Annotated in this window: 10 protein-coding genes; 5 read left to right on the forward strand and 5 right to left on the reverse strand. The window is 56.5% G+C overall.

Annotation, left to right across the window (positions count from 1 at the left end):
- Positions 1 to 443: 443 nt before the first annotated feature.
- The 4 genes from AC0V6K_RS00985 to AC0V6K_RS01000 all read right to left on the reverse strand — a co-directional run bounded on the left by AC0V6K_RS00985 (position 444) and on the right by AC0V6K_RS01000 (position 2,997).
- Positions 444 to 1,076, reverse strand: coding sequence for a putative 2OG-Fe(II) oxygenase (locus AC0V6K_RS00985; protein WP_472623894.1), 633 nt, complete (start codon positions 1,074 to 1,076; stop codon positions 444 to 446).
- A 71-nt stretch (positions 1,077 to 1,147) separates the two neighbouring features.
- A complete protein-coding gene (locus AC0V6K_RS00990) occupies positions 1,148 to 1,603 on the reverse strand; it encodes a CHRD domain-containing protein (RefSeq protein ID WP_472623896.1) in 456 nt (151 codons plus the stop codon).
- Between the two features lie 152 nt (positions 1,604 to 1,755).
- Entirely contained in the window at positions 1,756 to 2,340 is a 585-nt protein-coding gene (locus AC0V6K_RS00995; RefSeq protein WP_472623898.1) for an Hcp family type VI secretion system effector, read from the reverse strand.
- Positions 2,341 to 2,430: 90 nt separating this feature from the next.
- Positions 2,431 to 2,997 (reverse strand): hypothetical protein, encoded by a 567-nt coding sequence (locus tag AC0V6K_RS01000; RefSeq protein WP_472623900.1) that lies wholly within the window; start codon positions 2,995 to 2,997, stop codon positions 2,431 to 2,433.
- 264 nt (positions 2,998 to 3,261) lie between these two features.
- On the opposite strand from AC0V6K_RS01000, the gene AC0V6K_RS01005 reads away from it, so the two are divergent.
- The gene (locus AC0V6K_RS01005; RefSeq protein ID WP_472623902.1) at positions 3,262 to 4,938 is read left to right on the forward strand and encodes an ATP-dependent nuclease; all 1,677 of its coding nucleotides are present in this window, start codon (positions 3,262 to 3,264) and stop codon (positions 4,936 to 4,938) included.
- 202 nt (positions 4,939 to 5,140) lie between these two features.
- Here the strand turns inward: AC0V6K_RS01005 and uvrA are convergent, their stop codons facing one another.
- Complete coding sequence (uvrA, locus tag AC0V6K_RS01010) at positions 5,141 to 8,056, reverse strand: excinuclease ABC subunit UvrA (RefSeq protein ID WP_472623904.1); 2,916 nt, start codon at positions 8,054 to 8,056, stop codon at positions 5,141 to 5,143.
- 305 nt (positions 8,057 to 8,361) lie between these two features.
- Here uvrA and AC0V6K_RS01015 point away from each other — a divergent pair, with 305 nt between their 5' ends.
- From AC0V6K_RS01015 to AC0V6K_RS01030, 4 genes are all read left to right on the forward strand, one after another.
- A complete protein-coding gene (locus AC0V6K_RS01015; protein ID WP_472623906.1) occupies positions 8,362 to 11,172 on the forward strand; it encodes a hypothetical protein in 2,811 nt (936 codons plus the stop codon).
- A gap of 486 nt (positions 11,173 to 11,658) precedes the next feature.
- On the forward strand, positions 11,659 to 12,576 hold the full coding sequence (locus AC0V6K_RS01020) for a hypothetical protein (protein ID WP_472623908.1): 918 nt from the start codon (positions 11,659 to 11,661) through the stop codon (positions 12,574 to 12,576).
- A gap of 40 nt (positions 12,577 to 12,616) precedes the next feature.
- The gene (locus AC0V6K_RS01025) at positions 12,617 to 13,477 is read left to right on the forward strand and encodes a caspase family protein (protein ID WP_472623910.1); all 861 of its coding nucleotides are present in this window, start codon (positions 12,617 to 12,619) and stop codon (positions 13,475 to 13,477) included.
- Positions 13,478 to 13,536: 59 nt separating this feature from the next.
- A complete protein-coding gene (locus AC0V6K_RS01030; protein WP_472623912.1) occupies positions 13,537 to 13,938 on the forward strand; it encodes a hypothetical protein in 402 nt (133 codons plus the stop codon).
- The last annotated feature ends 317 nt before the right edge of the window (positions 13,939 to 14,255 follow it).

The raw sequence follows: 14,255 nt of genomic DNA on the forward strand, positions 1-14,255 counted from the left end.
AAGGATCGGACCGGCAGTTCGCGAAAGAGGAGGGTTTCGGCCCGAACTGGACGCACAGAACAGCCAGTCACTAACGAGACGCGGCCACGGCTCCCGCCCAAGGAGCAGACACAAGAGCAAAGGGTTTCGGCTCGGCGCACTTGGACTGCCCCGTCAAGTGGAAGCTGGATGCCGGCGCGAGCGCCGGTGACAAACCCGGACGCGCTTCGGTGCGAAAGGGCAAGACATCGGGCGCCAAGCGCGCATCGGAAAAACGGGACGGAAGGTTCGCCGGAAGACCCGAAAGACCGAAGCGACCACGCGCTGGTGAGAGTGGGGTCGGCAGCAATGCCGGCCCCATTTGCTTTTTGGGCTCAGCTCGACTCAGTTCTGCCCTCACGACACCGCTTAGAAGCGGTGTGGCAGACTTCATTACGGGTAGGAAAGTTGGCTGAACGGTTAGTTCAGACTTTCAACTCGCTCACATCACAGAACGACCCAATGGTCCCACGCACGAAAGTGTTAAACGCGATCGAGTGACGGTTCTGCATAGAGTTGTTCGGCTCAACGTAGTGCTGGATGCTTGAACTGAACAGCACCAGATCACCGCGCTTGGGAATGATCGCATTGCGCTGCGCGTTATAGATGTTCTGCTTCTCGGACCGAACATCCAGTTCAATCTGCCGATAGGTGTTGTGCCTATCAAAGATCATATTGCCCGGAGGATTGGGCATTTCGGCGAAGTACAGCGATCCTGAAACAATCGAGTTCGAGTGCGTGTGGCTGTGCATCCCCACACCCGGCGGGTTCATCAACGCCCAGCTCTGCGTCACTTTCAGCTTGTGTGAGCCGCCCATCACCTCTGAAGTGTAGATATCGAGCCCTTCCTGAACCGCCTTGGAAATGCTCCGCATCTCGGGGCGATCGAACAGATACAGCTCCTCAGAGATGTGGTTCATTTGGTTCTCGATCATCTTGATCGATTTGATGAACTCAACCTGCTTGTCGCTAATTGCATCGGCGATGTTCATCACGAAATACGGCTCTGCGAAGAGCGGCTTCACGTCATACGCGCGCTTGGCAGCGGCTGTTGCCACGTCCTGACCCCCTGTTTGTTTCCCCTGCCTCCTGCTAGCCGCAAGCGCCGCCTGGCTGCAAGACAATCTCTCTATTCGCCCAGCTGCCCACGCACTGCTCCATTCGGGAATGCCTTGGTGTGGACCTTGACGTAGAATTGCTCCTGCTTCGCCTCCATCTCTTTCATCAGAGCGGTATCGGCCGGCGCGCATACGTCGTTGCCATCTTCCGATAGCTTCAGCTCCATCACCGGTGGGCCGTTCTCTTTGCGAGTGCCTCTGTGGATGTGGGCGGCGGTGAAGTCGTCGATCTCTGTCAGCTCAAGCAGGTAACAGATCTTGCCATCGACATAGTCGAACTCAGCCATGAAGTCGGCGCTCGCATCTTCGCCTGCGCCCTTCCCGTCGCTCGTGCCGTCAGTTACATACTCGCCGAACAACGACGTGCTGACATAGGCATAGCGCTCCGCATCATCCTGCGCGCCCAACGGCACGGCCATCACCAATCCGGCACCCGCAAGAGCGCCGCGCATTGTCCCTTTCATCATTATCCCTCTCCCATCGATATCCCGACATCGTGGGGCATTTCGCGAGGCCACCGGCTCCCTTATTCCGGTGATGCGAGCCCCTCGATGGGGAGAAGACTATAAAATCCGGGCCCGCCTGAAAAGGGGGCGGACTCATACCCGATCAGGTCCGGTCAGGAGGTGATCTTGTCGTAGGTGAAGCTCACATGCTCGCGCGCGCAGGCCGTGACCGCCGCGTTGGGCAGTTTGTACTCCTTACCCGCACCATCGCCGAGCAGCACGTGGTCAAACCGCCGACCCACACCACAGCCGCTCCAGCGCACCGCCGCGCGCATCTTCATCGGGGTAGCCTTGTCGATCGGCTTGGTCGTGCTCAGCGGCTTGTGCTGGCGCTTGCCCGTGGGCAGCCCCGTCGCTGCATCGCGCGTCGCCATGCGCGCCGGCTTCACCGCGCCCCATGTCACACCCGCGATCTTGGGCCGCGCTGTCTGCTTCAGCGCCCCCGCGGCGATGTCATACTCGATCTCGTGCTCATCCCCGCTGCTGTGATCATCGCCTTTCCGCGTGACCATCACATTCTCCATCGTGATCACGAGATAGTCGAGATGCGCCTCGCCCGAGTCCTTCTTCGTCTCGCTCTCACCCGGTATGCTCGGTATCTTGAGGTAGCCCGCCGCGTGCCCCGCCACCGGCAACCCCAACAGCGCCAGCGCCGCCGCGCCCGCGATCACCCGTATGCTCTGTGTCCTGTGTTCCATCGTTCCCTCCAATCCAAGGATCGGAGCATACCGCACACCCGGCCCACACGCTTGTCCATCGGCGACAGATTGCGCAGGCCACCCCTTGGTTCATCGCGGCTCAGGAACGCTTGAAACAGCTGACACAGTGTCCTGAGCCAAAAAACCGCCCTGCCCTTCGGAGCGCCCCGCAGCGTCCTGCCCCTCTTCCGGCGCCTCCTCCTCGCACGGCACGCATTCGACCATTTCCACCTCCTTGGCATCAAGCAACTTGGCGAGCTCCCAATCGAACCCCTCGGCGGTTTGCCTGATGGTGCGCGAGTCCTCGAGCCGGTCGAGCCGCCCCAGATGCGCCAGCAGCAACCGCGCGTCATAGCGCACCCGCGTCGCGACCTCCTCGCCGTGGTAGTACACCGACTCCTCGGTGCCGTTGAGCGCCCGGTCGGCCAGCACCGCCTCCACTTGAGGCCGCGCCAGCAACAGCGCCGCGTCCCACATTTTCTTGAAGCGCGGACAAGACCGCCGCATGCGATAAGCGGTCGCGCGGCTAACTCCAGCCACCCGCGCCGCCGCCGTCACATTCCCCCACTGCGCAAGCCTATCGAGGAACACGGCCTGGTCATCGCGCGAGAAGTGCGGAGGGATGGGAGTGGAGTCGGTGGGGGTGAGGTCGGGCATGTTCTGTTCCTCTGGGGATTTGGGGAACCGATCCAATTAGTGGATGAGGTGGAGGTAGGAAATTAGACTTCGCAGGAACTGCGATTGTCTAAGCACCTGATTCAGAGCCATGGCCGTCAACAATTGACTACCTCCCGGATTTAGTCCGCATACGTGGTGTTGTGGCGCTCAGGGAAGAAATTCAGAAAATCTTGAAGTACGAACCGAGTTGTGCGCTATAGCTACTAAAAACCTTTCATTGTTTGTTCATTGAGGATTGGCCTGTTGCAAATAGAAAGTATCAGAATTAGCTCCTTCAAGAATATCGATGACGTCTCAATCGATCTTGACGATTTGAATCTGATCATTGGCGGAAACAACGCTGGCAAGTCATCCATAATCCAAGCGATCCACTTTGCGATTAGTGCGCTTCGATCCGCGAGAATGTACGGCAAGAGCCAAAATCTTCCTGCCACGACCTTGGGCGTAAACCAGTTCACTTTCCTACCTACAACAGAAATCATGCGAATGAATCATCGCACAGCGATGACACAAAATGTCGGCCCCCAGATCTCGTTCACGTACAAAGATGGTCAAGGAAACCCGCAACCTTTCAAGCTTTCATTGTATCGCGGAAAGAACGCAAATATCTCGATCGCCTACAATAAATACTCGCCGTTTTTTCGTGCCGCCTCGGATTTGTTGACACCGTTCTCAGTGTTTGTGCCTGGACTCGCAGGAATACCATTAGCGGAGGAAAGGCGAGCAAACTCAATAGTTCAAGCAGGTATTGCACAAGGGGATGCAAACTTGTTTTTGAGAAACATCTTACTTCGACTGGAAGAGGATGCGGCAAAAAAGCGCGCCTTGCAGTTATTGATGCGAAACATTTTTCCAAGGTTTCAGGTCCGAACCCAGTTTGACGAGAACCTCAATCAGTACATATCTAGCGAAGTATTCTTGAATGGTTTTTGGCACCCTTTGGAGCTCTCAGGCACCGGATGTCTACAAGCACTTCAACTCGCGGCCTACGTCATTCTATACGAACCAAAATTGCTGCTTCTCGATGAGCCGGATGCACATTTGCACCCTGGAAATCAAAAACTATTAATCGACATGCTGTTCGCGCTAGCAGATAGCGCCAACACACAGATTGTTCTGGCAAGCCACTCGCGGCACGTCTTTGACTCAATAACGAATAATCCGCTTGGTTCGCTCCATTGGCTTAGTGACGGTCAGATTATAAATGATCAGGATGCTGATGCTGGGTTGCTTTTGGACCTCGGTGCGCTCGATCGGTTCTCATCACTGTCAGACGAACGTCCCAAAACCATTGTTTTTGCCGAAGACGAAAAAACCAACAAGTTAGAGAAAATTCTTATTTCAAATGGTTGGGACTTAGAGGACGTTGAGTTCGTTTCATTTAACGGAGTCGATAATTTTGAAGCCACACGCATCGTCATAGACTATTTTCTCTCACTCTCAGAAGCAAACAGGGTCCTAGTGTATCGTGATGGCGATTGCATGACGGAAGCCGAACGCGAATGGGCGCAACAAAAGTACGAACAGGATCTCCCCGAAAGAGCATCGATCTATATTTCTGAGTTGACCGACATCGAACACTTTTTCTGTCGCCCCGCCCACATTTCTGCTGTTCTTGAAGTTGACGAGGTGGTGGCACAAGAGGCCATCGATACAGCTTTGGCCGGAGCACAAGCGAGACTTGCGTCGAAAATCACGCGTAAACGAGCTGATCTTAAGCACAAGATTCTCCGCACCAACCCAAACCGCGCAAATACGGATCAAATTATTGGTGAAGCAGTCAGCTTTGAATTCGCTCTGGGAAAGATATTTTTGCCCAGAGTTGAAGAGGCACTTCGCGATGCTGGTCACGAGTTTGGTAGCCTGCTCGAAGAAAGCGTGGGCCTACAGATTGAAGCTCTTGCCGAGATCGCGCCCTAACCTGGGCTGCTCGAACAAGTCACTCCGCCGCTTCCCGCGCCGCACCTTTCTCAAGCATCGGCTTCAAATACTGCCCCGTAAACGAGCGCGGGCTTTTGTTTTCCGCAGCGCATCCGCGCCGCGAAATCCTCGCTCACGCGACCTTTGGTCGCGTCGCTGCGGGCGGCCGGTCGGCCTTGCGCGCTCGGCGTTGTGCGGAACGCTACTCGGCTGCCTCTTGCTGACGTTTCAACATGGGGGCGAGGTATTGTCCGGTAAATGAGCGCGAGACGCTTGCCACCTCCTCTGGCGTCCCTTCCGCCACAACCTCACCCCCGCGCACGCCGCCTTCCGGGCCAAGGTCCACGATCCAGTCGGCGGTTTTGATCACGTCGAGGTTGTGCTCGATCACTACGACCGAATTGCCCTGCTCCACCAGACGGTGCAGCACTTCGAGCAGTTTGCGCACATCCTCGAAATGCAGGCCGGTGGTCGGCTCGTCGAGGATATAGAGCGTCTGTCCGGTGGATCGCTTCGCCAGCTCCTTGGCCAGTTTCACGCGCTGCGCTTCGCCGCCTGACAATGTCGTCGCCTGTTGGCCGACCTTGACGTAGCCGAGGCCCACTTCGTTCAGCATCCGCATCTTGTCACGGATCGGGGGCACGGCTTTGAAGAACTCCTCCGCGTCCTCAATCGTCATATCCAGCACATCGGCGATGGAGTGGCCTTTGAACTTCACCTCCAGCGTTTCACGGTTGTAGCGTTTGCCGCCGCATGTCTCACACGTCACGTAAACGTCGGGGAGGAAGTGCATCTCGATCTTGATCAGGCCGTCGCCGGTGCATTGTTCGCAGCGCCCGCCTTTGACGTTGAAGGAGAAGCGGCCCGGCTTGTACCCGCGCGCTTGCGATTCCGGCAGGCCGGCGAACCAGTCGCGGATGTTGGTGAAGGCGCCGGTGTAGGTGGCGGGGTTGGAGCGCGGGGTGCGGCCGATGGGGGACTGGTCGATCTCGATGACCTTGTCGCAATATTCGAGGCCGGTGATCTTCTCGTGCTTGCCCGCGATGACGCGCGCGCCGTTGAGCACCCGCGCCGCGCCTGCGTGCAGCGTGTCGATGGTGAAGGAGCTTTTGCCCGAGCCACTGACGCCGGTGATGCAGGTGAAGGTGCCGAGCGGGATGCTGGCGGTCACGTCCTTGAGGTTGTTCGCCTGCGCGCCGTGGACGGTCAGCTGATGGCCGTTGCCTGTGCGACGGGTTTGTGGAACCGCGATCTCGCGTCTGCCGGTCAGGTAATCGGCGGTGAGCGACTTCTTCGCCTTCATGATCTGTTTGAGTGTGCCCTGCGCCACCACTTCGCCGCCGCGCACACCCGCGCCGGGGCCAAGGTCAACCACATGGTCCGCCTGACGGATCGCGTCCTCGTCATGCTCGACCACGATCACCGTGTTGCCGAGATCGCGCAGGCGCTTGAGCGTCTCCAGCAGCCGATCATTGTCGCGCTGGTGCAGGCCAATGCTGGGTTCGTCGAGCACATAGAGCACGCCGGACAGGCCGGAGCCGATCTGCGAGGCAAGGCGGATGCGCTGACTCTCCCCGCCCGACAGAGTGCCGCTGGTGCGGTCAAGGTTGAGGTAGTCGAGCCCGACATTGTCGAGGAAGCCCAGCCGCTCGTTGATCTCTTTGAGGATTGCCTTGGCGATCTGCGATTGCTGGTCGGTCAGCTTGTCATCAAGTGCGAGGAACCACGCCTTCGCATCCGACACGCTCATCTTCACCGGCTCGGCAATGTCCGTGCCCGCTACCTTCACCGCCAGCGACTTCTCGTTCAGGCGCTTACCCCCGCACGTCTCGCACGGCTGAGCGGTTTGGAACTTGCCCAGCTCCTCCTGCATCCACGCACTTTCGGTCTGCATCAGGCGGCGGTTGAGGTTGCCGATCACACCCTCGAACGGCTTGTTGACGGTGTATTCCTTGCGCCCGTCCTTGAACGTCAGCGCAACCGGCATCCCGCCCGTGCCGTGGAGGATGATCAGCTTCTGATCCGGCTCCAAGTCGCGCCACGGCGTGGTGACGGTAAAATCATAGGCCTTCGCCAACGAGGTCAGAACCTGCATATAATACGGCGACGGAGGGTTGGACTTCGCCCACGGAGCCACCGCACCTTGTTTAAGCGTCAAAGCCTCGTTCGGGATAACCAACTGCTCGTCAAAAAGCTGCTTCTCGCCAATCCCGTCGCATGTCGGGCACGCACCCTGCGGCGAGTTGAACGAGAACAGCCGCGGTTCGATCTCCTCGATAGTAAAGCCGCTCACCGGACAGGCAAACTTCTCCGAGAACACGATGCGGTTGGCCGGGATGCCCGCCCCTTTCATCGCGCCACCAGTATCGGCTTCATCCTCTCGCCCCGGCACCACGCCGTCGGCGAGGTCGATATAGGCAAGCCCGTCCGCCAGCTTCAGCGCGGTCTCAAACGAGTCCGCCAGCCGCGTCTCCAAACCCTCTTTCACCGCAAGGCGATCAACCACCACTTCAATGTCGTGCTTGAACTTCTTGTCGAGCGCCGGCGCTTCCTCGATCGGGTACAGCTCCCCGTCGATCCGCACACGGGTGAAGCCGGCCTTCTGCCACTCGGCCAGCTCCTTGCGGTATTCACCCTTGCGCCCGCGTACCACCGGCGCCAGCAGATAAGCGCGTGTGCCCTCTGGCAGAGCCATCACCCGGTCGACCATTTGCGACACTGACTGCGCGGTGATCGGCTCACCTGTTGCGGGCGAGTAAGGCACCCCCACCCTCGCCCACAGCAGCCGCATATAATCGTAGATCTCGGTCACCGTCGCGACGGTCGAACGCGGATTGCGCGAGGTGGTCTTTTGCTCGATCGAGATTGCCGGCGAGAGCCCGTCAATATGCTCGACATCCGGCTTCTGCATCATCTCGAGGAATTGGCGCGCATAGGCCGAAAGGCTCTCAACATAGCGCCGCTGCCCCTCGGCATAGATCGTGTCGAACGCGAGGCTCGATTTCCCCGATCCCGACAGTCCCGTCACCACGATAAGCGCATCGCGCGGCAGATCGATATCGACACCCTTGAGATTGTGCTCACGGGCACCACGGACGGAGATTTTGGTAAGGCTCATGAGCGTTTCTGTTCCGGAAATGTTCGCATAGGTCAAGAGCGCGAGGTAACCTGATCCCCCGCCCGCGAAGTCGCCGCTCAAAGATGGTTTGCGCGGCGCAGTTGTTCAACGGTGGTTGAACACAGAGGGTTCCAACCAGAATGAGGAAACAGGAGCCACCTTGATCGAAACCCTTCACTGGTTGCGATGAAAATCTCACGGAAGCGCAGATTCCAACGCTTTTTGTCGTGCATTACAACGCTTTTTCAAACGGTGATTCAAACGGTGGCTGATTAACCGCGACCACGGAACAGTGGAGAATCGACATGGGCATCGGCGCAAGAGTTAGACTGACAGAAATCACCGAGCGCGGTGGAACGCGGATCCTGGGTGAGCAGCGCTTTGCCAGAACAGGCAGCGTCGTTGCACCTGTTGGCGACGTGAATGGTGACGGGATCGATGACTTTGTCATCATCGCTGACAGCTTCGACATTCCCGGTGGATCTGGCGAAGGACGCGTTTACGTCATATTCGGCAATGCTGGCGGGTTTGGCGATGAATTTCTGCTGGCCGATCTCGATGGGACGAGTGGTTTTAGGATCGATGGTGCCGAGCGATTTGGTGAACTTGGCGATGCCGCTTCCGGGGCGGACATCAATGGCGACGGTTTCAACGACATCATTATCGGCTCTGAATTGCAGTCATTCGAAGGGCAACGCCGAGATGGGTCCACTTTCGTCATCTTCGGAGACGATGCTGGTCTTGTTGATCTGAGCGTAAGCGATCTGGACGGCACCAACGGTTTCCGCCTTCACGGCATCTTGGCGGGTGATCTGCTCGGCAGTGACGTTGATAGTATCGGCGATTTCAACGGAGACGGGATCGAAGACTTCATCGTTGGCGCAAGACTGAAAAACGGGCCCGGCAAAGAGGATGTGTTCAACGACGATGGCTTTGCCTACGTCATCTTCGGTACAACCGATCCGTTTCTGGACGAATTCGATCCCAGCATTCTTGACGGCACCAACGGTGTGGCACTGCAAGGCTTTGGTGGTGCAAGTTTCGGCAATTCTGTCGCCGGTATCGGGGACATTAACGGCGACGGTTTTGACGATGTCTTGGTAGGTGGTCCATTCGGCTTCGACGATCAGACCTTTGAGGATTCGAGTTTCGCCGCCGTCGTATTCGGCTCTGACGCCGGTTTTGACCCAGTTATCGATCTTGACACGCTCGATGGCACTGACGGGTTCATAATCGATGCCGAGAACGGCTTTGATGAAATTGGCTTCAATGCCGCCGGTATCGGCGACGTGAATGGCGATGGCATTGATGACTTTATGGTCTCCGCCCTGGGTTTCCTCCCGGATGATTTCACCGGCGAAGGGGGTGAAGACGGGGTTGGCGCGGTCTATGTCGTTTTCGGATCAACCGATCCATTCGGACCCAATTTCGATGTCGCCACGCTTGATGGAACCAACGGTTTCAAAATTGTGGGGGACCAGATCGATGAAGGGTTCGGCGAGTATATCGAAGGCATCGGTGATTTTAACGGCGATGGTTTTGATGATTTTGCCGTCAGCGGCTTTAGCGATGAGAGCTTTGTCATTTTTGGCACCGATCAGGGTTTTGATGCTGAAATTGACCTAACAGCGCTGGATGGCCTCAACGGCTTCGTCATCGAAAATGACGATGTGAGTAATGTGGGCGTCAGTGGTGTGTCAGGTGTCGGAGACATCAACAATGATGGCTTCGATGACCTTGTGATCGGATCAAGCTTTTTGCGTAATACGGATGGCGTTGAATTCGCAGGAGGTGCATTCGTCCTTTATGGTGGTCCGACTGGAAATCGCATCCTTGGCGATGAAAATGCCAACAATCTGACGGGCGGCGATTTCAACGATGTAATAGACGGCCTTGGCGAAGCTGACGTCATGATAGGCGGTGATGGCGACGACGTCTATTTCCTCGATGACGCGGGTGATCGTGTGACCGAACTCGCCGGCGAAGGCGTGGATCGGGTGATCTCGAGCATCAACTTCCGCGCGCAGCCAGTAAATTTCCGCAATGTAGAAGCTTTTGAACTGGCGGGCACGGCAGATGAGCTGTTCGGCAACCAGAGCGCAAATGAGCTACGCGCCAATCCCGATGTCGGCAGCCTGCTGCTCGGCTTTGGCGGCGATGATGTGCTTGTTGGCGGTGACGGAGATGACCGTCTTATTGGCGGCTCTGGCGATGATTTGATGCGCGGCGGTGCCGGCAACGACACCTATTTCGTCACTCAGGTTGGCGACGTCGTGTTTGAAGAAGATGACGGGGGCATCGACGCGGTGCGCGCTTCAATCAATTATACATTGGGCAATGGCGAGGAAATCCTGCGTCTTGCCGGAGCAGCGAACGAAGGAACAGGCAACTTCCTCGACAATCAGATGTTTGCCGGGCGTGAAGCAGCAACCCTCAACGGTCGAGGCGGTGACGACTCTCTGTTTGGCAGCAATGGCAGTGACACGCTTATCGGCGAATCTGGCAATGATAGCCTCTTCGGCAATTCAGGTGCGGATACGCTGAACGGCGGTGATGGCAGCGACATCCTGAACGGCGATGCTGGCGGTGACTTCCTGTTCGGCGGGATTGGCAATGACATCCTGAACGGTGGCAATGGCAATGATCAGCTTAATGGCGGAAGCGGCAGCGATACGCTGCGCGGAGGAGGCCAAAATGACACCCTTATGGGCGAAGCTGGCAATGATCGCCTTTTCGGCGATGCAGGCGTCGATATCCTGACTGGCGGTGCTGGCCGTGACAGCATGACCGGGGGCACCGGTGCGGATAGTTTCGTCTTTGCTGATGGTGATTTTGACGGGCTCACTGCCAACACCGCGGACCGAATTCTCGATTTCAATGCCGCGCAGGGCGAGATTATCGACCTCTCAGCCGTTGACGCGATCCTTGGCGGTGAAGACGATTCCTTCACCTTTGTGGGCACCGATGCGTTCTCGGGCACGGCAGGAGAGCTCCGCTTCGAGAATGATGGCGCCAACACCATGATCTTCATGGACATCGACGGTGACGGAGCGGCAGACTATGCCATCCGCCTCGACGGCAATATCCCGCTGCTAGAGAGCAATTTCATCCTCTAGGCGCCGCTCCTCGAGAGAGGGCCAGAGATATGGATGAGCTCGACCGCATGTACAATGCAGGTCGAGCTTGCCCGTGGCCAACTCTGTGCTGAGCGCCACAACAAGCCAAAAATCGACGCGATCGAGCGAGCGGCTTGCAGCTTGAGCTGCCACACGACCTCCAAAGCCCTGCGCCGCCTAATGAAGAGCCGGCCGAGACCTGCCGCCTGGACAAAGCGCGTGTATTTGACACAGCGGCGTCTGATGCGGACATGCTCGCGTCTTTGGAGCTTCAGACTTAAGGTGTCAGAAAGCACCATTCTCCCCCGGCTCGAAGCCGAAGTCCAGATTGATCCGCAGCCGCAGCGTTCCAACGGTAACCGGGTGGCGCTGATTCCAGCATGATCTGAGATCACAAAAGCAATTTGGCACAGCGTGACGTCGGTCACGCGTTGCCTGCGGCGACCTCTTCTAGTCCTCGCCTCACCACAAGTAGGGGATTGAAGCATGAAGAAATCTGTATTGGCAATCGCAATGGCATCCACTGTGCTCGCCAGCTGTGGAGGAAATTCCCTCCGATATGCTGGGGTCGAAAGCGCTGCAACGGCTGAAGGCATTCGAGAGGTCAACAGGCTCGTTTTCTCTTGCAAGGATGACGGGATTCCAAAAGCTGCCATACTAGCTCCCATCGTAGGCATCGCTGTGGACACAGCCATCGGAGTCATCTCCAAAAGTCTCGCTGCAGCTCAAAAGGCGCGCACAAGTAGCTGGACGGCCGCCAACAGCACCGACCAGTTTGTTAACTGTAAGAACGGCACTTTGACAATTTCACGTGCTGCGGAAGGGGATGCCAAACGATCAAAGCCCGCCTTCAGCCTCAAATCAGCTGTAACCATTGAGCAGAACGCGACTTCAAAATCGCTTGTCGTGACAGTGACACCGGATTGTCTAACATATTCGGATACCAGCGCCAGAAACCGAGGCAAAGGTCGCAAAGAGATCACATTGGCATTCAGCTTCGCACCCGTAGGTGATTTCCCAGAGGCTAATGGGATAGATGTCAATCAGGGCACCTCAAAGTCTAAAGACAAACCGAAGGATGAGGCCACAGGAGGAAAAAATAAGAATAGCCCGAAGGCGAATGGCGGCAAAGACAAGAGTCCGGCTGCAAACCTGATCAATATGGGTCGCTTCGAGATCGGCAAGACTTATAACACTGGCGAAGATGGCCAATGCGAAGCCAACCCCCTTGGACCGTCATTTTCATTCTCTGTCCCCAAAGCGCCACGCCACAATATCTCGGCAATCGTTACGGAAAGCGAAGATCCCAGCGTCGCGCTTCAGGCACTCAGCGAAGCTTTTGAAGGAAACAAGAGTGATCTTGGCAAAGCACTGAAAAAGGCAATCGAAGACGCGGTGAAATAGTCCGTGCTTTGGAGTTGTTTCTCGATCTATGGAGAAAAAAATGCCAGAGAAAAGAGCATTGTGCGTCGCCATCGGGCAATATGCCGATCCAAGGCATAACCTTCCCGGTCTCGATTTAGACTTGGCAGCATTCAAACGTATCGCATCGACATTCGGTTTCGATGACATCAATACACTGCAAGACGCAACAGCAACACGACGTGGCCTGATTGATGCGCTCAACCATCTGGTCGATAGCAGTCATCCCGGCGATGTGGCCCTGTTCTACATCACGGCGCACGGCTACCGGATGTACGATCCCGTGAAGGAGGATTATTCGGAGGCAATCGTACCGCACGAGGCAACATCGTCATCGCTCTTGCCGGATTCATGGATGAGCGCCTTTCTTAAGAAACGCCTACGCCCCGATGTCTCTTTCTACGCCATCTACGACATTTGCCACGGCGGTGAATTCTATAAGAAATTCAGCTTTGACGAACCGGAAGACGGTAAAAGTCAGGCGCGAGTGGACCTTCAGAAGGGCGAGATTGCCAAATTCATCTCCTCCGGCGATCTGAAATATGACGGCGCTGTTCCACCTTCAGATCTCTCCATCAAGAAGCACGGCAGCCTCTTCAAGTCCATCGTCTTCGATAGCGATCTGATCAACTCCGTCCATTTCGGGGCCGCGCAAGAAGAGGAACAAGCTATTGTAAAAAAGATCGAGGTCTCGCCCGGAGTTTTCGAAAAACGAAGCGTATTCACTTGGGCGCTCGAAACTGCCGCTAAGCCAGGGATGTCAGCGCGCGAGGTCGAGGCTGAGGTCACAAGGCTGGTGACCAGCGTGACGAACAAACACACACCTAATCTCGCGACGATTGAGACGAATGCGGACCAACCATTTCTCGGCCCATTGGTGTGAGGTGAACCGTAACAGCTAATCAAGAATGCAAAGCACACAACGCGTAGGAGAACGTGACCATGAAGCCCAAGCTTAGCCTGATCGAGCAATGCCGCACCTTTCTTCAGGATCGCGTCGAACTTTTTGACAGCCTCTACACCATCGCGGTTTTCGCGTTCTGGGCAGCGATTGTGCTTCTGATCATTCAGGGCTTTTCGGCCATTTACATTCTGGTTCAAGAAGCACGCCAGAAAGGCGAAGAAACCAAGGCTCTAGGCGGGGCCGAGAAGAGCAAGTCGATGGCCAATCTGATAGAGATCGTGAAGGCTCTTCCCGGCTTTATCGACTCTCTATCAAAGGCGCCGGCAGCAGTAATTTTGATTATCCTTGGATTGTTGGTTGTCTGGCTTCCAGAGCTCTCGCCATCGGAAACGTGTGCGAAGGCTTTGACTGAAGAGACCGCCAAGCCCTCTGCCCCGTGACCCCCATCACACGTGAACTTCTCCGCTTTCGCCCACGACAAACCAGAGCACTGGCCTAGCGACCCAGTCTGGTGCTCGGCTCTCCAAGCGAGAGTTCCTCGAACCTTACGGGAGGTGCCGCTTAGGGGGTGCCTCCCGCTTTTTTCCGACCCATTTTGAAAGACTTTAACATACTTTCAGTATCTTACGTTGCCCTACAGGAAAAATGAAGTCCCGCTGGCTGTTTGTGCCGTTACGTATGTAGTCCTCTTTGTAAGTCTTGCGATGGGCTCTTCGGGTCGCTCCAGCGTGTTGTAAGGCATTCAAGAGTAGGTACT

The organism is Erythrobacter sp. S43, assembly GCF_057364955.1.

Bases quoted from the DNA above. Each gene is read 5' to 3' on its own strand.
- AC0V6K_RS01000 (WP_472623900.1), bottom strand. From the start codon at position 2,997: ATGCCCGACCTCACCCCCACCGACTCCACTCCCATCCCTCCGCACTTC.
- AC0V6K_RS01020 (WP_472623908.1), top strand. From the start codon at position 11,659: ATGAAGAAATCTGTATTGGCAATCGCAATGGCATCCACTGTGCTCGCC.
- AC0V6K_RS01015 (WP_472623906.1), top strand. From the start codon at position 8,362: ATGGGCATCGGCGCAAGAGTTAGACTGACAGAAATCACCGAGCGCGGT.
- AC0V6K_RS01030 (WP_472623912.1), top strand. From the start codon at position 13,537: ATGAAGCCCAAGCTTAGCCTGATCGAGCAATGCCGCACCTTTCTTCAG.
- AC0V6K_RS00995 (WP_472623898.1), bottom strand. From the start codon at position 2,340: ATGGAACACAGGACACAGAGCATACGGGTGATCGCGGGCGCGGCGGCG.
- AC0V6K_RS01025 (WP_472623910.1), top strand. From the start codon at position 12,617: ATGCCAGAGAAAAGAGCATTGTGCGTCGCCATCGGGCAATATGCCGAT.
- uvrA (WP_472623904.1), bottom strand. From the start codon at position 8,056: ATGAGCCTTACCAAAATCTCCGTCCGTGGTGCCCGTGAGCACAATCTC.
- AC0V6K_RS00990 (WP_472623896.1), bottom strand. From the start codon at position 1,603: ATGATGAAAGGGACAATGCGCGGCGCTCTTGCGGGTGCCGGATTGGTG.